This window comes from Enterobacter cloacae complex sp. ECC445 (assembly GCF_021892025.1).
Lineage (GTDB): Bacteria > Pseudomonadota > Gammaproteobacteria > Enterobacterales > Enterobacteriaceae > Enterobacter > Enterobacter chengduensis.
Genome location: NZ_JAKLRZ010000003.1, coordinates 133,340 through 152,971, shown reverse-complemented (window position 1 = coordinate 152,971; position 19,632 = coordinate 133,340). Strand labels below are relative to the sequence as shown.

At 57.9% G+C, this 19,632-nt stretch carries 17 protein-coding genes; 8 read left to right on the top strand and 9 right to left on the bottom strand.

Translation table 11 applies throughout. The annotated features are described in order from the left end of the window. The first annotated feature begins 94 nt into the window (after positions 1-94). The 4 genes from L6R44_RS24980 to L6R44_RS04205 all read left to right on the top strand — a co-directional run bounded on the left by L6R44_RS24980 (position 95) and on the right by L6R44_RS04205 (position 3,308). Positions 95-265 (top strand): protein YdgV, encoded by a 171-nt coding sequence (locus L6R44_RS24980; protein WP_086379892.1) that lies wholly within the window; start codon positions 95-97, stop codon positions 263-265. A gap of 117 nt (positions 266-382) precedes the next feature. After that, a complete protein-coding gene (gene mdtJ / locus L6R44_RS04215; protein WP_032642593.1) occupies positions 383-745 on the top strand; it encodes a multidrug/spermidine efflux SMR transporter subunit MdtJ in 363 nt (120 codons plus the stop codon). Beyond that, positions 732-1,061 (top strand): multidrug/spermidine efflux SMR transporter subunit MdtI, encoded by a 330-nt coding sequence (gene mdtI / locus L6R44_RS04210; protein WP_032640530.1) that lies wholly within the window; start codon positions 732-734, stop codon positions 1,059-1,061. Before mdtJ ends, mdtI begins: the two co-directional genes overlap by 14 nt. 84 nt (positions 1,062-1,145) lie before the next feature. Then, positions 1,146-3,308: a bifunctional diguanylate cyclase/phosphodiesterase gene (locus tag L6R44_RS04205; RefSeq protein ID WP_032640527.1), complete on the top strand. Its 2,163-nt coding sequence runs from the start codon at positions 1,146-1,148 to the stop codon at positions 3,306-3,308. A 1-nt stretch (position 3,309) separates the two neighbouring features. On the opposite strand, the gene L6R44_RS04200 is transcribed toward L6R44_RS04205, so the two are convergent. From L6R44_RS04200 to puuD, 8 genes are all read right to left on the bottom strand, one after another. Continuing rightward, complete coding sequence (locus L6R44_RS04200; RefSeq protein ID WP_237423384.1) at positions 3,310-4,131, bottom strand: trypsin-like serine peptidase; 822 nt, start codon at positions 4,129-4,131, stop codon at positions 3,310-3,312. Positions 4,132-4,410: 279 nt separating this feature from the next. Further along, a complete protein-coding gene (gene asr / locus L6R44_RS04195) occupies positions 4,411-4,785 on the bottom strand; it encodes an acid resistance repetitive basic protein Asr (RefSeq protein WP_032642591.1) in 375 nt (124 codons plus the stop codon). Positions 4,786-5,349: 564 nt separating this feature from the next. Continuing rightward, a complete protein-coding gene (locus L6R44_RS04190) occupies positions 5,350-6,837 on the bottom strand; it encodes a carboxypeptidase M32 (RefSeq protein ID WP_237423383.1) in 1,488 nt (495 codons plus the stop codon). A gap of 123 nt (positions 6,838-6,960) precedes the next feature. Further along, positions 6,961-8,232 (bottom strand): 4-aminobutyrate transaminase, encoded by a 1,272-nt coding sequence (gene puuE, locus L6R44_RS04185; RefSeq protein WP_237423382.1) that lies wholly within the window; start codon positions 8,230-8,232, stop codon positions 6,961-6,963. A gap of 25 nt (positions 8,233-8,257) precedes the next feature. After that, a complete protein-coding gene (locus tag L6R44_RS04180) occupies positions 8,258-9,538 on the bottom strand; it encodes an NAD(P)/FAD-dependent oxidoreductase (protein ID WP_237423381.1) in 1,281 nt (426 codons plus the stop codon). Beyond that, complete coding sequence (gene puuC / locus L6R44_RS04175) at positions 9,535-11,028, bottom strand: aldehyde dehydrogenase PuuC (RefSeq protein WP_237423380.1); 1,494 nt, start codon at positions 11,026-11,028, stop codon at positions 9,535-9,537. The genes L6R44_RS04180 and puuC overlap by 4 nt, the downstream gene beginning before the upstream one ends. Before the next feature lie 157 nt (positions 11,029-11,185). Continuing rightward, complete coding sequence (gene puuR / locus L6R44_RS04170; protein WP_013096835.1) at positions 11,186-11,743, bottom strand: HTH-type transcriptional regulator PuuR; 558 nt, start codon at positions 11,741-11,743, stop codon at positions 11,186-11,188. 25 nt (positions 11,744-11,768) lie between these two features. Then, positions 11,769-12,533, bottom strand: coding sequence for a gamma-glutamyl-gamma-aminobutyrate hydrolase (gene puuD / locus L6R44_RS04165; RefSeq protein ID WP_023292584.1), 765 nt, complete (start codon positions 12,531-12,533; stop codon positions 11,769-11,771). Between the two features lie 213 nt (positions 12,534-12,746). Between puuD and L6R44_RS04160 the strand changes: the two genes are divergently transcribed. Together L6R44_RS04160 and L6R44_RS04155 are read left to right on the top strand one after the other, a co-directional pair. Next, the gene (locus L6R44_RS04160; protein WP_232928337.1) at positions 12,747-14,165 is read left to right on the top strand and encodes a glutamine synthetase family protein; all 1,419 of its coding nucleotides are present in this window, start codon (positions 12,747-12,749) and stop codon (positions 14,163-14,165) included. A 356-nt stretch (positions 14,166-14,521) separates the two neighbouring features. Next, on the top strand, positions 14,522-15,913 hold the full coding sequence (locus L6R44_RS04155) for an APC family permease (RefSeq protein WP_237423379.1): 1,392 nt from the start codon (positions 14,522-14,524) through the stop codon (positions 15,911-15,913). Positions 15,914-15,971: 58 nt separating this feature from the next. Here the strand turns inward: L6R44_RS04155 and L6R44_RS04150 are convergent, their stop codons facing one another. Continuing rightward, positions 15,972-17,225, bottom strand: a complete 1,254-nt coding sequence (locus L6R44_RS04150) for an MFS transporter (RefSeq protein WP_237423378.1) — start codon at positions 17,223-17,225, stop codon at positions 15,972-15,974. Positions 17,226-17,346: 121 nt separating this feature from the next. Here L6R44_RS04150 and L6R44_RS04145 point away from each other — a divergent pair, with 121 nt between their 5' ends. Next, positions 17,347-18,279 carry a LysR family transcriptional regulator gene (locus L6R44_RS04145; protein ID WP_237423377.1) on the top strand — a complete coding sequence of 311 codons (933 nt, stop codon included), beginning with the start codon at positions 17,347-17,349 and terminating at the stop codon, positions 18,277-18,279. Between the two features lie 94 nt (positions 18,280-18,373). Continuing rightward, the gene (mlc, locus tag L6R44_RS04140) at positions 18,374-19,594 is read left to right on the top strand and encodes a sugar metabolism global transcriptional regulator Mlc (protein WP_237423376.1); all 1,221 of its coding nucleotides are present in this window, start codon (positions 18,374-18,376) and stop codon (positions 19,592-19,594) included. Positions 19,595-19,632: the final 38 nt, after the last annotated feature.

Sequence of the window (19,632 nt, the reverse complement as noted above, 5' to 3'; positions counted from 1 at the left end):
AAAAGCGTTGCAATAAACTAACCAAAATCAAACGGGATGGGTAAAGAATTGCAAAGACTTTGAGTAAAATCCTAGCTTATGGTACAAATCTGGTGTGTTTAACTACCGAGGACAATTTTCATCCGCAAAGACGAGAAGCAACAACGCGGATAATTGTAATTTTATGGACAATATGTTCAGGACGTACTCTTCAAACGATACCGCAGTATACTCCACCTCTTTCTGCCTGCTTTCTGGTGAGCAACACTGGCGCACCGCACTATAGTTATCTCTTCTGCCTGAGCTGGCGCTAAGCGCTTAGCTGTTTGATTTCAATTCGTATTTTTGGGTTTGCTGCATGCAGTGAGCCACAATGGATTATATTCTCAAGCAGGAGAAAAACATGTTTTACTGGATCCTATTAGCGCTGGCTATTATCGCTGAAATAACCGGCACGCTTTCTATGAAATGGGCAAGCATCAGCGATGGCAACACCGGTTTTATTTTGATGCTGGTGATGATTTCACTTTCTTATATTTTCCTCTCGTTTGCGGTGAAAAAAATTGCGCTGGGCGTCGCGTATGCCCTGTGGGAAGGGATCGGTATTTTGTTGATTACGCTGTTCAGCGTGCTGATATTTGACGAAACATTAACAACAATGAAGATCGCCGGATTAACGACGCTGGTCGCGGGTATTGTGCTGATTAAGTCCGGTACCCGTAAACCGGGTAAACAGCCGAAGGAGCAGAACCATGCAGCAGTTTGAGTGGGTTCATGCGGCCTGGCTGGGGCTCGCCATCGTGCTGGAAATTCTGGCAAACGTTCTGCTGAAATTCTCCGACGGTTTTCGCCGTAAACTGTACGGCCTGATGTCGATTGCCGCGGTTCTGGGGGCGTTCAGCGCCCTGTCGCAGGCGGTAAAAGGGATCGATCTTTCGGTCGCCTATGCGCTGTGGGGCGGTTTTGGTATCGCCGCCACGCTGGCCGCAGGCTGGGTGCTCTTCGGCCAGCGTTTAAATAACAAGGGCTGGATCGGGCTGGTACTGCTGCTTGCCGGTATGATTATGATAAAACTTGCCTGACGCGACTAAAGCCATCCTTTACGGGCAGCGAAATTCGCTGCCTGTATTACGCTTAGAAAAAGAGAGCATTGAAGAGGATGGCTGATGTATCGCACATTAAGCTGGCGCAATATTCCCAACGCGAGAACGTTGTTTGCCATGGTCTTCATGGCGGGGATCGGCTTAATCATCTCCATCGTCGCACTGCTCTATCTTTCCCTGCATCTTATCAGCACCAAAACCAATGAAATTGATGAGCACCGCACGGCGCTTTCCGTGCAGGGCGCTATTCAGACATCGGTTAACCGCGTCTCCTCTCTGGTACTTGATAACGCCGTCTGGGACGACGCGGTGCGTGAGGTCTATCGTCCCACGCTGGATACCGACTGGTTGTACAGCACCTGGGGTGCCGGCTTTAAAATCAATAATCTCTATGACGGCACCTTCGTGCTGGATGAACATTTCAACGTTATCTGGGGTTCTTTTCAAAGCCGACCCTTTAACGAAAAAAATCTCGACTTCTTTGGCAAAGGCCTCAAAGCGCTTATCGCCGAGCACGGGCGAGCGCTGGCGGGTGAAAAAAATATCTATGCGGGGATCAGCCGGACGCGAAGCGGCATCGCCTTTGTCGGCATTGGGCTGATTCGTCCCATGATGGGCAGGTTACAGGTCAGCGACGGAACGCGGCGCTATCTGGTGATCACCCGCCATCTGAACGCCAGAATCTTATCCGACCTGGGGGCGACCTTTCAGATCGATAACCTTCACTTTACGCCGGAAAAAATTAACGCGCTGAGTATGCCGCTGCGCAGTTCGGCAGGGGAGCTGCTGGGCTATCTTAACTGGCAGGCCCGGCTTCCGGGGGCGCAGGCTGCCCGGGCGGCCTCCTCTGATATCAGGCAGATTGTGGTGCTGGCCTCGGGGCTCATCCTGCTTTTTATTCTGGTGAGCAGCGTGGGGCTGTACAAGCTTGCGCGCGGCGAAAGTCAGGCGCGTCTGGTCGCAAGAACCGACTGGCTGAGCCATCTGCCGAACCGACGCGCGCTTATCGAGACGCTCGATCGGGTGCGTTTGCGCGGCGATACCGACGTCAAAAGCGTGGTGTTTATCGATCTGGACGGTTTTAAAGATGTGAATGACATCTACGGCCACAGCGTGGGTGATGACCTCATCGTGGCGATAGCGAAAACGCTCAATGAACGCGTGCCGCCGGGCGGGATGCTGGCGCGCATGGGCGGGGATGAGTTCGCCATGACCATCGGCGGTGATGATGCAGAGGCTCAGGCAACCGCTTTTGCCGTTTCCGTACTGGATTATCTCGCCACCCCGGTTCAGCTGGGGGAACGGACAATCCATATCGGTGCCAGCATCGGTATCGCCAGCGGAACGCTGACGGAATGCAGCAGTTCCGAACTGTTTCGCCGCGCCGATATAGCCATGTATCACGCAAAAATGAGCGGGAAAGGGCGCATCACCCACTACGACGCGGAGCTAAACAGCGCCCGGGAACGCAAGCTGGCGATTGAAAACCAGATCCGCAGCGGTCTGGAACGCGATGAGTTTGAGGTCTGGTATCAGCCGATTATTGACGCCCGCAGTCAGGCCATGAGCAGCGTCGAAGCGCTGGTCCGCTGGCCGCGTCGCCCGGGCGGGCCGCTTGGCCCGGACACCTTTATCGCCATTGCGGAGACCAGCGGCCTGATTTACAGCCTGGGTCAGTTTGTGCTGCAGCGGGCCTGCCAGGATCTCCAGCCGTACGGTGAATTAAAGCTCTCCGTGAATATCTCCCCCGCGCAATTTCGCGATCCTGCCTTTGAGGAAAAAGTGGCCAGCGTGCTGGAGATCACCCGCTTTCCGGCCCACCGGCTGCAGCTTGAGGTCACGGAGTCGTATGTACTGGAAAATCCGGAGCGTGCCCGCATGGCGATTGCCAATCTTAAAGCGCTGGGCACCGCGGTGGCGCTGGACGACTTTGGCACCGGCTATTCCAGCATTGGCTATTTACGGCGCTTTAACTTCGACACCATCAAGATCGATAAATCCCTGGCCGGGCTGGTGGACAACGATGAACAGGCGGCCGCGCTGGTGAGCGGCACGGTGCGGATTGCCAACGCGCTTGGGATGTCGGTGGTTGCAGAAGGGGTGGAGAACGAGAAGCAAATGAAACTGCTGCGGCTGGCTGGCTGCGATCAACTGCAGGGTTTTTGGTTCAGTCAGCCGATGCCGATAGAGTCAATCAGAGCGTTACGGAAGGTCAAACGCTGCTGATTTACTGCTGCGCCAGCGCTTCCAGCTGGTCACGGAAGCCGGTAACGGACAGGGCCCGGTTATCCGCGCGCCACCGGTCTTTTGCCGCCGGCGCAGAACTCTGGACACCAATCAGCTGCCAGCCCTGGTCGGTTTTCAGCATCAAGGGTGAACCGCTGTCACCCGGCAACGTATCGCACTGGTGCGAGAGTACGCTGGTTTGCGCCCAGCCCGTCACAATGCAGTCGGTGTGCGTATAAAGCGTATCCAGATGGTCGACAGGATAGCCTGACTGCGTCACCTTTCGGTCGGCGGCTTTCAGCGCGGCCGTAAGCGCGGCTTTGTCACCGTCAAATAGCGGCAGCGGCGTAATGCCGGAAGGCGGATAGCGTAAAATAATCAGGCCAAAATCCCACGAGGCGGCCGCCGGTGGCACTATCCAGCCGTCGCCGTCCGGCTTCAGGCGCTTACCGAGAGACGGATCGACCCGTCCTTCAATGCCGTGAATTTCATAGCGCCAGGTCCCTTTTTGCGACACGAACCGCAGGGCAACCGCTTTATCCGGCTTGCCGTTTGGGGGCGTTAACAGACAGTGGCCTGCCGTGAGAGCAAGCTGCGGGGTGATCAGCGTCGCGGTACACAGGTTACCGCTGGCGGTTTCCAGTTGACCGATAGCATCCCAGGGGGCCTGAGTAGGATCGGCGACGCGCGTACGATCGTCATGACCGAAAAAAAGCGTCTTAAGCTCTTTTTGGCTAATGGCGTCATCACCGCCATCATCCGCATGTGAGAATCCAGAAAAAAGGCTAAACGTTCCCAGTAACAGCACAACAGATTTACGCATATCACACTCTGGTGGGGGTAATTATGATTATTAAAAGTGAACCCTATGAAAATACTATAGACGGGACAGCGCTAAAGTGGGAGTAAAATCAGCGTGCTACAATCAGGAAAGATAAAAATGGCTGGCGATGAGCGCGCATAAAATAAGCAGGATCAGGATCAGCTCAAACCGATAGCGTCGCAGCATACGCCCTCCGGATAAAAAAAACGGCGCGGAACCTGTTCCGGTTCAGCGCCGGTTTACCAACGTGCCCCGAAGGGCACGGTTTAGCTTGTACGCTTACGCAGCTGGCTGTGCAGCGGGTTTAGCAGCTTCGTGTTTTACTGCTTTTTTGTGATGCTTTTTAGCGGCCTGCGCTTTCTGCTCTACAGCCGGTTTAGCGGCTTTTTTATGGTGCTTTTTGGCAGCCTGCGCTTTCTGCTCTACAGCCGGTTTAGCGGCTTTTTTGTGGTGCTTTTTAGCGGCCTGCGCTTTCTGCTCTGCAGCAGGTTTAGCGGCTTTATGGTGTTTCTTATGATGTACGGTTTTGGCTGGCGCAGCAGTGGTCGTTGCAGCTGGTGCAGCGGCCGCCGGGGCAGCAGTGGTTTCAGCAGCAAACGCAGCAGAAGACAGACCCATAGCAGCGGCAACAACCAGAGCTAATACTTTTTTCATGTTCATACCCTCGAATTTGGTTTTTCATTTAACCCCACTGCGGGGCCGTTGAAATAACTATATCCCTGTAAACTCGGGGTTTCCGTGAGTGATTGGTATCGGCGTGTAACCATATGTACATTGCCGGGGTTCCCCACAAAATAATGCCAGCACGGACGCCCCCCTCTCCCTTGAGGGAGAGGGCTGGGGTGAGGGGGAACATACGGCTGTGGTGGTCATTCCGTTCACTTTATGTTCCTTGCTACTCTGTAACGACCACACCGGTGAACGTGCCAGGGTGGCTCAGTCGCCACCACCCTGGCAACCCGGGCTCCCGGCAGTAAATCGCCGCTGCGCGGTACCTTCGGCTTATTCCTTCCGGCTTATCGGGGACGGGCGGAGGTAACGTCCCTGTAAAGCCCGCCCTCTCGGCGCATCCATGCGCCTCGCCCCGGCCTTACGGAAACGCCTCAGCGATTCACAGCCGGACCAGGGCATCGCTGAAAGCCTTTAGTCGTTCTGAAACAAGGTTATCGCTTCTGCTTAAAAAATTTACTGGCGGTTCCTCACCCCTTGCCAAACAGATTACAAGTAGCGGGAAGTCAGATGTTCGCGGAAGTAACGAATATTCAGATCTTCACCCGTTGCCTGCGTAATCAACTGCGACGTGCTGAAGCGGCTGCCGTGCTGCCAGATGTTCTGGCGCAGCCAGTCAAACAGCGCCGTAAAATCACCTTCAGCGATGGAAGCCTGCAGGCCCGGCAGCGCCGTTTTCGCAGCATGGAACAGCTGCGCGGCATACATGGCACCAAGCGTGTAGGACGGGAAGTAGCCAAAACCGCCGTCTGTCCAGTGGATATCCTGCATACAGCCGTTGCGGTAGTTATCTTTGGTCGATAATCCGAGCCAGGCCTGCATTTTCTCATCCCACAGGGCGGGAATATCGTCCACCTCAATCTCGCCGTTGATCAGCGCGCGCTCGATCTCATAGCGCAGCACCACGTGTGCCGGGTAGCTCACTTCGTCCGCATCGACGCGGATATAGCCCGGCTTGACGCGCTGGTTCCATGCAATAAAGTTCTCTTCACTGAACGCCGCCTGGCTGCCAAAGCGGGCGTGCACCTCAGGGAGCAGATGCTTGAGGAAGGCTTCACTGCGTCCCAGCTGCATCTCAAAGAACAGGCTCTGGGATTCGTGGATCGCGGTTGAGCGGGCAAGGGCAACGGGTTGTCCTGCCCACGCGCGCGGCAGGTTCTGCTCGTAGCGCGCGTGTCCGGTTTCGTGGATCACGCCAAACAGCGCGCTGAGCAGTTCATTTTCGTCATAGCGCGTGGTGATGCGCACGTCCTCCGGTACGCCGCCGCAGAACGGGTGCGCGCTTACGTCGAGGCGACCGCCGTTAAAATCGAAGCCGAGCATCTTCATGGCTTCCAGGCCCAGCTCACGCTGTGTTGCCGTCGGGAAAGGCCCCTGAGGAGGAACAAACGATCGCTGAGCCTGCTTTTCCACGACGTTTGCCAGCAGGTCCGGCAGCCAGGACTTCATGTCGCCGAACAGCACGTCCAGACGGGCGCTGGTCATGTCGGGTTCAAAAATATCCAGCAGCGCGTCGTACGGCGTACAGCCTTTGGCTTCTGCCCGCAGGCGAGCCTCTTCGCGGCTGAGTTTGACCACCTCTTTCAGGTTGGCGGAAAAGCCCTGCCAGTCGTTGGCCGGGCGCTGCGTACGCCAGGCGTGTTCGCACCTGCTGCCCGCCAGCGATTTAGCCTCCACCAGCGATTCCGGCAGCAGGGTGGCCTGCTGGTAGTGGCGCGTCATTTCCCGCAGGTTGGCCTGTTCGACGTCATTCAGATCTTCGCCTGCCGCCGCCGCTAACAGATCGCCGACCTTTTTATCGGTCAGGATCTGGTGCTGCAGGACGCTCATTTCCGCGAGAGCTTCACCGCGCGCGGCGCTGCCGCCGGGCGGCATCATGGTGAACATGTCCCAGCTGGCGATGGAGGAGAGGTGCGAGAAGCGGGAGAGGCGCTGGAAGGTTTTCACAAGTGACTGATAGGCTGATGATTTTTGCAATTCTTATTACCTCTTGCCGGGGATTTGTTTCAGGGAGCATACAATGAAACGGACCTAATTCCCCAACACTTCCTCCGTGGAAACCGTCTTCCGGCAGTCCGGGAGACGGTTCTCAGTGGGCACTTAGGCCTTATCACGCATAACCTGTTGCAGGATCGCCAGCGCCTGGGTGAACTGGGCATCCGGAATGGTCAGTGGATAAAGGAAGCGGATCACGTTGCCGAACTGGCCGCAGATCAATAGCAGCAGGCCCTGGGCGAGCGCCTTTTGCTGGATAGCCTGCGCGATGGCGGCCGAAGGTTGACGGCTCTCGGGATCAAAAAACTCCGCCGCAATCATCGATCCTCTTCCCCTTATTGCGACGAGCGCAGGGAAGGTGCCCTGAATCTCCTCCAGCGTAGCGTTAAGCCGCTCGCCCAGAAGGCGGGCGCGGGCGCAGAGCGACTCGCTGTCGATAATATTCAGCACCGCGTGCGCGGCGGCCACCGCAAGCGGGTTGCCGGCGTAGGTTCCCCCCAGGCCGCCGGGAGCCGGCGCATCCATGATCTCGGCGCGGCCCACCACGCCGGACAGCGGCATTCCGCCCGCCAGGCTTTTAGCCATCGTCATCAGGTCGGGCTTGTCCGCGTAGTGTTCCATGGCAAACAGTTTACCCGTGCGGGCGAAGCCGCTCTGCACTTCGTCGGCAATCATCACGATCCCGTGCTCGTCACAGATCCGGCGGATGGCGGCCACCAGCTCTGGCGGAGCGACGTTGAACCCGCCTTCACCCTGAATGGGTTCAAAAATAATCGCCGCCACCTGTTTCGCCTCAATATCGGCTTTGAACAGGCGTTCTATCGCCGTGACGGCATCCTGCGTCGTGATGCCGTGCAGCTCGGAAGGATACGGCACGTGATAAACCGACCCCGGGAAGGGGCCAAATCCCAGCTTGTAGGGCGCGACCTTGCCGGTGAGCGCCATGGTCATATAGGTTCGGCCGTGAAAGCCACCCCCGAAGGCAATCACGCCCGGTCTGCCGGTGTGGGCCCGGGCGATTTTAATGGCGTTTTCCACCGCTTCCGCGCCCGTGGTGAAGAACGCCGTTTTGGCCGGGCCCTGCACCGGGGCCAGCTCGTTAAGTTTTTCGGCTAATGAAACGTAGCTTTCATACGGCACAATCTGGTAGGCCGAGTGGGTGAACTGGTGAAGCTGTTTTTCCACCGCAGCTACCAGTTCTGGGTGACGATGGCCGGTATTCAGTACCGCGATCCCGGCGGCGAAATCAATATAGTCGTTGCCTTCCACGTCGGTAAGCGTGGCATTCTCCGCCGAGCGGGCAAAGAAATTACACATTACGCCTACGCCGCGCGGGGTGGCAGAAAGTCTGCGCTGATGAAATTCCTGGTTACTCATGTCATATACCCTTTTGTCGAAACGATCATACGCCAAGGCGATCGCGCAGGCTGTAATACGCCGCGCCCATCGCCGTGAAGGGGATCCGCAGGCTGCGGCCGCCCGGGAAGGGGTAGTGCGGGAGGTTGGCAAACGCATCAAAGCGCTCGGCGTCACCGCGCAACAGTTCCGAGATCAGCCGTCCGGCCAGGTGGGTGCAGGTCACCCCGTGGCCGCTGTAGCCCTGCATGTAATAGATGTTTTTATCCAGACGACCAAACTGCGGCATACGCGACAGGGTCAGCAGGAAGTTGCCCGTCCAGCGGTAGTCGATTTTGACGCCAGCCAGCTGAGGGAAGGTTTTCAGCAGCTTTGGCATCACCAGGCGCTCGACATCGTCCGGATCGCGCGCGCCATAGACGACGCCGCCGCCGTACAGCAGACGGTTGTCGGCGGTGAGACGGTAGTAGTCCAGCAGGTAGTTGCAATCTTCCACGCAGTAGTTATTGGGGATCAGCGTGCGGGCGACCTCTTCCGGCAGCGGGGCGGTGGTGACCACCTGCGTGCCGCAGGGCATGCTGCGTTTTGCCAGCTCCGGTTCGATTTTATCGCCCAGATAGGCATTTCCGGCGACGATGACGTACCGGGCCGTCACCTGACCATGCCGCGTGCTGACCACGGCCGGGCTGGTGTGCTGAATGGCGGTCACCGGGGACTGTTCATACACCCGCCCGCCGTTCAGGCGAATGGCGTCCGCTTCGCCGATCGCCAGGTTAAGCGGATGAATGTGCCCCCCGCTGCGGTCCAGCAGCGCGCCGGTATAGCGTTCGCTGTCGACTTCCCGGCGGATCGCGCTGGCGTCCAGCAGCTCCAGCTGCGTGTTGCCGTAGCGTTCCCAGTTGGCTTTTTGCTCCTCGAGCGTCTCCAGCTGCTTATGGTTTAGCGCCACAAACAGCCCGCCGGGACGATAGTCGCACTGGATCTGATAGCGCTGAATACGCTCCCGGATGATATCCCCGCCTTCAAACATCATGCTCCCGAGGGCTCTGGCAGCATCGTGGCCGTAGTTTTTCTCAATCACGTCGATATCGCGGCTGTAGGAGTTAACCAGCTGGCCGCCGTTGCGCCCGCTGGCGCCAAAGCCGATGCGTGCCCCCTCAAGGAGCACCACGTCGTAGCCCATTTCGGCGAGATGCAGCGCGGAGGAGAGGCCGGTATAGCCGCCGCCCACCACGCACACGTCGCAGCTGATCGACTCGTTAAGCGTCGGGAAAGGTTCGTACGCGTTCGCGCTGGCCGCGTAGTAGCTGGTGGTATGTTCGGTCATGATTGAGGCTCCAGGGCAATCCAGATGGTTTTCAGCTCGGTGAATTTTTCGAGCGCGTGCAGGGACTTATCGCGACCGTTACCGCTTTGCTTATAGCCGCCAAAGGGTACGGTCATATCCCCGTCGTTGTAGTTATTGACGAAGACCGAGCCGGCCTTCAGGCGGCGGCTCATGCGGTGCGCGCGGGAGAGATCGCGGGTCCAGACCGCCGCGCCAAGCCCGTATTCACTGTCGTTGGCCAGCGTTAAGGCTTCCTCTTCGGTGTTAAAACGGGTGACGACCAGCACCGGCCCGAAAATCTCTTCCCGGCACAGGGGGGAGTCGGGCTCGAGGTCGACAAAAATGGTTGGACCGACTGCGGAAGGCCATGATTGTTCCCGCCCGTCCAGCAGCAGCGAGCCTTTCCGGGCTCCTTCGCGAATAAACGTGTGGACGGTATCGGCGTGCGCGGCGTCAATGAGCATGCCCATCGTGCTGTCGGGGTCGAGCGGATCGCCCGGCTGCCAGTGGCGGGCCTGCGCTTTCAGCCTTGCCAGAAAGTCATCGGCGATACTGTCTTCGAGCAGCAGGCGGGTACCGGCGATACAGACTTGCCCCTGGTTGTAAAAAATGCCGGCGGCGGTCGCGCTCACGGCCTTGTCCAGGTCAGGACAGTCGGCAAAGATAATGTTGGCGCTTTTGCCGCCAGCCTCCAGCCAGACGCGCTTCATGTTGCTTTCTCCGGCGTCCTTCAACAGCTGCTTGCCGGTTCGGGTCGAGCCGGTAAACGTCAGCACCTCGACCTCCGGATGCAGCGCCAGCGCCTGGCCCGCTTCGTGGCCGTAACCGCTTATCACATTCAGCACGCCGTCCGGCAGGCCCGCTTCTTTCGCCAGCCCGGCCAGGCGCAGGGCGGTGAGGGGCGATTTCTCCGACGGCTTCAACACCACGCTATTGCCCGCGATCAGCGCCGGGCCCAGCTTCCAGCAGGCCAGCAGCAGCGGGAAGTTCCAGGGGACGATGGCGGCGACAACCCCGATCGGCTCGCGCACGATCATCGCCAGTTCGCCCGGCCCGGTAGGCGCCACTTCGCCATAGACTTTATCCGCCGCTTCGGCGTACCAGCGGATGGCGCGCGCCGCGCCGGGAATATCGTCGCGCAGGCTGTGGCGGATGGGTTTGCCGGTGTCCAGGGTTTCCAGCAAGGCCAGCTCTTCGCCGTGGCGTTCCATCAAATCGGCGAGCTTGTTGAGAACGTATTTGCGCTGCGCGGGAGACGCCAGCGACCAGTCGCCGCGCTCGAATACCTCACGTGCGGCCTGAACCGCGCGGTCCACGTCCGCCTGCTTGCCTCGGGCGACGTTCGCCAGCGTCTTTTGGGTCGCGGGATTGACGGTGTCAAACGTGTTATTATCGGCGGCGTCGCAATAGGCACCGTTAATAAATAATCGGGTCTCAATGGCGCTGTTTTTTGCTTTATCCTGCCAGTAAGTCAGGTGCTGAAAATGCATATTCACTCCTTTCTTTCGCAATCAGATAAATAAAGTCATGGCCGTTTCAGGCAATACGAAGCCGTAAGGCATCCCGGGAATTAACCCGTAAAATGCCGATATCGATCGTTTTTATGTGTCCCGGCGTAAGCGCGCTTACGCCGGGAACGAGTGGTGATTAGAACGTGGTGGGGGTGTGGGCACTGATAATGCGGCAGATGCCTGCCGAGGTGTTGCTGAAGCTGTGCGGTATGCCGGTATTGATGGCATAGCTCTGCCCCGCAACCAGGTGATAGGGCTGGCCATTTATGGTCAGCACTATTTCACCTTCCAGTATCGTACCGATCTCCTCACCCTGGTGTTTGATCCTCTCTCCGGTCGTGGTTCCAGGCTGGTAAGTTTCAAAAATCATCGCCAGCGTACGGTTCGGATTTCCGTTATGAACCAGCTTCATCGAAACCCCCTGACTGCCAATTTCGATAAGGTCTTCCTGATTAATAACCACCTGCGGTTCATCAGGTTTTTCCGGTTCCGAAAAGAATTCCGAGAGCGACAGCCCATAAACTTTCAGCAGCTTTTGCAGCGTACTGATGGCAGGACTGACTTTATCCTGCTCAATGGTGCTGATGGCACTGTGTGTTAACCCAGACAGTTCGGCGGCACGCCGCTGCGAGAGACCCAGCTGCTGGCGGATCTCAGACAGACGTTTCCCTGGCGCCAGTCCGTCATCGCTCATAGTTGCATTTCCTTTACGGTAGTGGTCAAAGCCGCTGCTTCTCGGCAATGTGGCTTTGACAGGCGGTGATAAAACCTTCGAACAACATACGGGACAGGGCGTACTCGCTGCTGTTCCATTCGGGGTGCCATTGCACGCCGAGGGCAAAAGGATGGTCATGAACGCTGACCGCTTCGACCAGCCCGTCCGTCGAGCGGGCCTCCACGCGAAGCCGTGGTCCTAACGTCCGTGCACCTTGCCCGTGTAACGAGTTTACCCAAAATGTGTTACAGCCAGGTATTAATTGAGACAGCAGTCCTCCCTCCTGAACCTGAACTTCATGAGACGGGGCGTATTGTAGCTCAACCGGCAGCTCAGGATCTTCCCGGTGCTCAAGCAGGTCGTTCTGCTCGAACAGGCGACGATACAGCGTCCCTCCCGTCGCAACAACCAGCTCCTGCAGCCCCCGGCAGATGGCGAAAATGGGGATGCGCCTTTCGAGCGCGGCGGCAATCAGCGCCATACTCAGAAGATCTCGCCCGGGATCGGCGTCAGGCTCATCGCCGTTTTCACCATAAAGGTGCGGCTGCACGTTACTTGGGCTGCCCGGCAGATAAATTCCGTCCAGGGTTGGCAGTAGCGCGGTAAGCAGCTCTGGCTCTGCGAGCGCATGCGGTAGGGCAATCGGTAAGCCCCCCGCGTTAATAATGGCATTCAGGTACTTTTCTTGCAGGGTTTGGGTCTCATGACCCTTAAGCCTGTTTCTACACATCACCACGCCAATGACTGGCTTGTTCATTATATTTTCCATGATCGCCCTCACAAAGTGGACTAAATTTAGGCCATTTTCGCCTGCTAAACGGCCTTTTCGTTCAATATTTTCTCAATCTAGCAACGGGATCTGGCTTTTGCAAACTTAATTTAACATTTGACAAACAATTTATTTGCATACAGATTCGATAGGGTGGACATTATATTTGACGGTCCAGCGCAGCGAACACACATCCCAAAACGGTGGTAAATCATGGAAACCAATATCGTAGAAGTTGAGAACTTTGTGCAGCACACGGAAGAGAGGCGGGGCAGCGCCTTTACGCAGGAAGTGAAGCGCTATTTAGAAAAGTATCCTGACACCCAGTTTATTGATGTCCTCCTGACCGACCTGAACGGCTGTTTTCGCGGTAAACGCATCCCGGTTGCCGGACTGAGCAAACTTGAAAAAGGCTGCTATTTCCCGGCATCGGTTTTCGCCATGGACATTTTGGGTAACGTCGTGGAAGAGGCGGGCCTGGGGCAGGAGCTCGGCGAGCCGGACTGCATCTGCGTGCCGGTGCCGGGTACCCTGACGCCGTCCGCCGCCGACCCGGAATACATTGGTCAGGTGCAGCTCACCATGGTCGATGAAGATGGCGCTCCCTTTGACGTTGAGCCGCGGAACGTACTCAACCGACTCTGGCAGCAGCTGCGCCAGCGCGGTCTGTTCCCCGTGGTAGCGGTAGAGCTGGAGTTCTATTTACTTGACCGTAAACGCGATGCCGACGGCTATCTGCAGCCACCCTGCGCGCCGGGCACCGACGTGCGCAACACGCAAAGTCAGGTCTACTCGGTTGATAATCTCAACCACTTTGCCGACGTGCTGAACGACATTGACGAACTGGCGCAGCTGCAGCTGATCCCTGCCGACGGCGCGGTGGCCGAGGCCTCCCCGGGCCAGTTTGAGATTAACCTGCACCACACGGAAAACGTGCTCGATGCCTGCGACGATGCGCTGGCGCTAAAGCGTCTCGTCAGGCAGATGGCGGAAAAACATAAGATGCACGCCACGTTTATGGCAAAGCCGTATGAAGAGCATGCGGGCAGCGGGATGCATATCCACATCAGCATGCAGAACAACCGAGGCGAAAACGTGCTCGCAGACGCCAGCGGCGAGGATTCCGCGCTGCTGAAACGCGCGCTGGCCGGGATGATCGATCTAATGCCAGCCTCCATGGCGCTGTTGGCACCGAACGTTAACTCGTACCGCCGTTTCCAGCCGGGTATGTACGTGCCGACGCAGGCGTCATGGGGACACAACAACCGCACGGTTGCCCTGCGCATCCCCTGCGGCGATCGCCATAACCATCGGGTCGAGTACCGGGTGGCGGGCGCAGACGCGAACCCGTATCTGGTAATGGCGGCAATTTTTGCCGGCATTTTGCACGGGCTGGACAACGATTTACCGCTGCAGGAAGAGGTGGAAGGCAACGGTCTGGAGCAGGACGGCCTGCCGTTCCCGATTCGTCAGAGCGATGCGCTGTGGGAGTTTATGCAAAACGATCATCTTCGCGAGCGGCTGGGCGAACGTTTCTGCCACGTCTATCACGCCTGCAAAAATGATGAATTACTGCAGTTTGAGCGCCTGATCACCGAAACTGAAATCGAGTGGATGTTGAAAAACGCCTGATGACGTGCCCCGGCAAGGGGCCGCTTTGTTACATCTTGTACGTATTACCATACGGCCTGCGCGGAGCCTGGCCGAACTGTTCGCTGGCACGCCAGCTATCTCCCGGGAGTCGCGTTATGGAGCGCAGGCGGCACAGGGATTTTCTTAACGACACTGTGTGACGAGGTAGGAAATGATGCAGATGTTCAACTATCCGCAGGGCGAAGGGGGCCAGTCTGGCGCCTGCTGTGAGTGCGAGCCAGAGATGGTGAGCGGGTACGATCGCGTGAGTTCTTCAAAACTTCCCCCTTTGCTAAGCAGGTTTGCGTTAAGGACAGCGCGATTGCAAACCACGGTAAGCATGGGGGGGACGGTTTATGGCGACTAACACCTCCCTTGACTCGCCGCGCATGGCCGGAAGAACCCGGCTGCGCAGTTCCCTCAAGCTCTGGCAGGTGGTCATGATGGGGCTGGCTTACCTCACCCCGATGACCGTGTTTGATACCTTCGGCATTGTGTCCGGTATCAGCAACGGCCACGTGCCCGCCTCGTATCTCCTGGCGCTGGCTGGCGTCATGTTTACCGCCATCAGCTACGGCAAGCTGGTACGGCAGTTCCCGGAAGCGGGCTCCGCGTATACCTACACGCAGAAATCGATCGGACCTCACTTAGGCTTTATGGTTGGCTGGTCATCGCTGCTGGACTATCTCTTCCTGCCGATGATTAACGTGCTGCTGGCGAAGATCTACCTTTCCTCGCTGTTCCCTGAAGTCCCGCCGTGGGTCTGGGTAGTGGGGTTTGTGACCATCCTGACGCTGGCGAACCTGAAGAGCGTCAATCTGGTCGCCAACTTTAACACCCTGTTTGTGCTGGTGCAGATCGCCATCATGGTGGTGTTTGTCATCCTCGTGGTGCACGGCCTGCACAAGGGGGAGGGCGTCGGCACCGTCTGGTCGCTCCAGCCGTTTATCAGCGAGAACGCCCACCTGATCCCGATTATTACCGGCGCGACGATCGTCTGCTTCTCGTTCCTCGGCTTTGACGCGGTTACCACGCTGTCGGAAGAGACGCCAAACGCGGCGCGGGTGATCCCCAAAGCCATTTTCCTGACCGCACTGTACGGCGGGCTGATATTCATTGTTGCCTCGTTTTTCATGCAGCTCTTTTTCCCGACGATCGCGCGCTTCAAGAACCCGGACGCCGCGCTGCCGGAAATCGCGCTGTACGTGGGCGGCAAGCTCTTCCAGTCGGTGTTTCTGTGCACCACGTTTGTGAATACGCTCGCTTCGGGCCTGGCCTCGCACGCCAGCGTCTCTCGCCTGCTTTACGTGATGGGGCGCGACAACGTCTTTCCGGAGCGGGTGTTTGGCTACGTGCATCCGAAATGGCGTACGCCGGCCCTGAACGTCATTATGGTGGGGATTGTGGCCCTGTCGGCCCTGTACTTTGACCTCGTAACCGCGACGGCGCTGATCAACTTCGGTGCGCTGGTGGCGTTTACGTTTGTTAACCTGTCGGTGTACAACCATTTCTGGCGGCGCCAGGGGCTCAACAAAACGTGGAAAGATCGTTTCCACTATCTTCTGCTGCCGCTCATTGGTGCCGTCACGGTCGGCGTGCTGTGGATAAACCTCGAAGCGACCTCCCTGACGCTTGGCCTCATCTGGGCGGCTCTGGGGATCCTTTACCTGACATGGCTCACGCGCCGTTTCCGAAAACCGCCTCCGCAGTTTGAGGCCGGCAAGATAGAGCAGGCCTGGGACTCCTGAACGTGAAACGGCACCAGTGTACTGGTGCCGTTTCTCTGGATATCAGCCCGCCCGCATGTTATCTCAAGCGCTGATGCAGACTTGCCCCCACCAGCAGCGCAGCACAGAGCATCAGGGCGATAAACCCGCCCACGCCGTTCCAGCCGTAGTGATGCCAGAACACGCCGCCGAGGGTTCCGGCGATGCTGGAGCCAAGATAATAGCTAAACAGATACAGCGACGACGCCTGGCCTTTGGCGCGACGGGCGCGCGGGCCAATCCAGCTGCTGGCAACCGAGTGGGCGGCGAAGAAGCCCGCGGAAAAGAGCAGCATCCCGGCAAAAATCAGCCACAGGGAGGAGAAGAGCGTCAGCAGCAGGCCGAGCAGCATCACCGCCGTGAAGACCAGCATGACCGGGCCGCGTCCGAAGCGTGCGGTCATCGCCCCGGCTTTTGGTGAGCTCCACGTGCCGGTCAAATAGGCAACTGAGAGTAAACCGACAACGGCCTGGTTCAAATGCCACGGTGAGAGCATCAGGCGATAGCCAATATAGTTAAACAGCGTGACGAAGGCGCCCATCAGCAGGAAGCCCATCAGAAACAGGCGCGGCAGCCCTTTGTCGCGCCAGTGCAGGCGGAGGTTGATAAACAGCGTTTTCGGGCGCAGAGACGTCGGGCGGAAATGGCGCGATTCCGGCAGGATTTTCCAGAACATCAGCGCGGAGGCCAGCGCGAAACACCCAATCACCGCCAGCGCAATTCGCCAGCTAAAGAAGTCCGTGAATACCCCGCTCAGCAGGCGTCCGCTCATTCCGCCGATCGAGTTCCCGCTGATGTAAAGCCCCATCGAGAAGGCAACAAAGCTCGGGTGGATCTCTTCGCTGAGATAGGTCATCCCGACCGCCGCCACGCCGCTGAGCGACAGCCCAATCAGCGCGCGCATCACCAGAATGCCGTGCCAGCTGGTCATCATGGTCGAGAATAGCGTGCAGACCGAGGCCAGCATCAGGGCGGTCACCATCACCGGTTTACGGCCAATGGCGTCGGACAGCGGCCCGGTAAAGAGCAGGCCAATTGCCAGCATCGCGGTTGAAATAGAGAGCGAAACGCTGCTGCTGGCAGGCGATACGCCAAACTCATGGGAGAGAACGGGCAGGATCGGCTGAACGCAATAGAGCAGGGCGAAGGTGGCCAGACCGGCGGAAAAGAGCGCCAGCGTGACGCGCATGAATTGGGGGGTACCGCGTTTAATGAACTGAACCGGCTGCAATGCTGAAGGTAAATCATTGATATCGCTTGCCGGATCGATATCAATGGTAGTTGTACGACTCACACAGTTTCCTTGCTTAAACATCCCCGTGATTTCTGGTGACGGGTATGACCACCTCTTCAGGGTAGGAAAATGTAAATATTCTGTCTAATATATTAATAATCTCAAATGATACTTTAGAAATATGAATATCGAGCTGCGTCATCTTCGCTATTTTGTCGCCGTCGCCGAAGAGCTGCATTTTGGCCGCGCGGCGGCGCGACTGAATATCTCTCAGCCACCGTTAAGCCAGCAGATCCAGATCCTGGAGCAGCAGGTCGGGGCGCGCCTTCTGGCCCGCACTAACCGCAGCGTGAGCCTGACGGCGGCCGGTAAGCAGTTTCTGATCGATAGCCGACAAATTCTGAGCATGGTTGATGAGGCCGCTGCCCGGGCAGAGCGGCTCTTTCTCGGTGAAGCCGGCGAGCTGCGCATCGGATTTACCTCGTCCGCGCCGTTTATCAGCGCCGTCTCTGAGACCCTGTCGTCATTCCGCCGCCACTTTCCGGATGTTCATATTCAGACGCGTGAAATCAACACCCGCGAGCAGATTGCGCCGCTGAGTGAGGGGGCGCTGGATCTGGGGCTGATGCGTAATACCCAGCTCCCGGACACGCTGGCGTGGGAGGTGATCCTGCGCGAGCCGCTGATGGCGATGATCCCGCACGATCACCCGCTGGCGTCGCGTCCGACGGTGTCGCTGGCGGAGCTGGCAAAAGAGCCGTTCGTTTTTTTTGACCCGCAGGTCGGAACGGGGCTGTATGACGATATCCTGGGGCTGATGCGCCGCTACGATCTTGCCCCGGTCATTACCCAGGAGGTGGGGGAAGCGATGACCATTATCGGCCTGGTCGCCGCCGGGCTGGGCGTGTCTATTCTTCCGGCCTCCTTTAAGCGGGTACAATTGCGCGAAATGCGCTGGGTGACCATCGCCGAAGAGGACGCCGTTTCAGAGATGTGGCTGGTGTGGTCAAAGCATCGCGAACAGAGCCATGCCGCGCAGCGATTCAAACACCAGCTAATCGGCGCCTCTGCCGGGCGACATTTCCTGGAAAAAGGGGGCGAAAATGTGCGGTAAATCACATGGCTAAGTAAATATTTGACGACGGACAGGGAAGTGCTTCACCATAGCAAACAGTTTATTTCGAAGCTCGAAAATAAGGGAGTACGAGGTGGTTGCTGATAGTCAGCCAGGGCATATCGATCAGATTAAGCAGACCAACGCTGGCGCGGTGTATCGCCTGATTGATCAGCTTGGTCCGGTTTCGCGTATCGATCTATCGCGCCTGGCACAGCTGGCACCTGCCAGTATCACCAAGATTGTCCGCGAGATGCTGGAAGCACACCTGGTCCAGGAGACAGAAATTCAGGAGCCGGGCAGCCGTGGCCGTCCGGCCGTCGGGCTGGTGGTTGAAACAGAAGCATGGCACTACCTGTCGCTGCGCATCAGCCGCGGGGAGATCTTCCTCGCGCTGCGCGATCTGAGCAGCAAGCTGGTGGTGGAAGACCGGCTTGACCTGCCGCTTAACGCGGAGGAACCGCTCCTCGAGGCGATTGTCTCACACATCGATCGCTTCTTTATTCGCCATCAGCAGCGGCTTGAACGCCTGACGGCGATTGCCATCACCATGCCGGGGATTATTGATACCGAAAACGGTATTGTTCACCGCATGCCGTTTTACGACGACGTTAAAGAGATGCCGCTGGGCGAGGTGCTGAAAAACCATACCGGCGTGCCGGTCTATATTCAGCATGACATCAGCGCCTGGACGATGGCGGAGGCGCTGTTTGGCGCGTCGCGCGGGGCGCGGGACGTGATTCAGGTCGTCATCGACCATAACGTCGGGGCGGGCGTGATCACCGACGGACGCCTTCTTCACGCAGGAAGCAGCAGCCTGGTGGAAATTGGCCACACCCAGGTCGACCCGTACGGCAAGCGCTGCTACTGCGGCAACCACGGCTGTCTCGAGACCATTGCCAGCGTGGAGAGCGTGCTGGAGCTGGCGCAGGTTCGGCTTAGCCAGTCCATGAGCTCCTCGCTGCACGGACAGCCCTTAACGGTCGATTCCCTGTGCGCCGCCGCGCGTCAGGGCGATCTGCTGGCGAAGGACATTATTACCGGCGTGGGGAATAACGTTGGCCGCATTCTTGCCATTATGGTGAACCTCTTCAACCCGCAAAAAATTCTGATTGGCTCGCCGCTCAGCCAGGCGGCGGAGATCCTCTTCCCGGCGATCTCGGCCTGTATCCACCAGCAGTCGCTTCCCGCCTACAGCAAAAACATCGCGGTTGAAAGCACCCAGTTTTCTAACCAGGGCACGATGGCAGGCGCGGCGCTGGTCAAAGACGCCATGTATAACGGCTCGCTGCTGATCCGCCTGCTGCAGGGTTAACTCTTTTCCGCAGATGTACGAAAAATTGCGCTATCTCA

Bases quoted from the DNA above. Each gene is read 5' to 3' on its own strand.
- mdtJ (WP_032642593.1), top strand. From the start codon at position 383: ATGTTTTACTGGATCCTATTAGCGCTGGCTATTATCGCTGAAATAACC.
- mdtI (WP_032640530.1), top strand. From the start codon at position 732: ATGCAGCAGTTTGAGTGGGTTCATGCGGCCTGGCTGGGGCTCGCCATC.
- L6R44_RS04205 (WP_032640527.1), top strand. From the start codon at position 1,146: ATGTATCGCACATTAAGCTGGCGCAATATTCCCAACGCGAGAACGTTG.
- L6R44_RS04200 (WP_237423384.1), bottom strand. From the start codon at position 4,131: ATGCGTAAATCTGTTGTGCTGTTACTGGGAACGTTTAGCCTTTTTTCT.
- asr (WP_032642591.1), bottom strand. From the start codon at position 4,785: ATGAAAAAAGTATTAGCTCTGGTTGTTGCCGCTGCTATGGGTCTGTCT.
- puuE (WP_237423382.1), bottom strand. From the start codon at position 8,232: ATGAGTAACCAGGAATTTCATCAGCGCAGACTTTCTGCCACCCCGCGC.
- L6R44_RS04180 (WP_237423381.1), bottom strand. From the start codon at position 9,538: ATGACCGAACATACCACCAGCTACTACGCGGCCAGCGCGAACGCGTAC.
- puuC (WP_237423380.1), bottom strand. From the start codon at position 11,028: ATGCATTTTCAGCACCTGACTTACTGGCAGGATAAAGCAAAAAACAGC.
- puuR (WP_013096835.1), bottom strand. From the start codon at position 11,743: ATGAGCGATGACGGACTGGCGCCAGGGAAACGTCTGTCTGAGATCCGC.
- puuD (WP_023292584.1), bottom strand. From the start codon at position 12,533: ATGGAAAATATAATGAACAAGCCAGTCATTGGCGTGGTGATGTGTAGA.
- L6R44_RS04160 (WP_232928337.1), top strand. From the start codon at position 12,747: ATGGAAACCAATATCGTAGAAGTTGAGAACTTTGTGCAGCACACGGAA.
- L6R44_RS04155 (WP_237423379.1), top strand. From the start codon at position 14,522: ATGGCGACTAACACCTCCCTTGACTCGCCGCGCATGGCCGGAAGAACC.
- L6R44_RS04145 (WP_237423377.1), top strand. From the start codon at position 17,347: ATGAATATCGAGCTGCGTCATCTTCGCTATTTTGTCGCCGTCGCCGAA.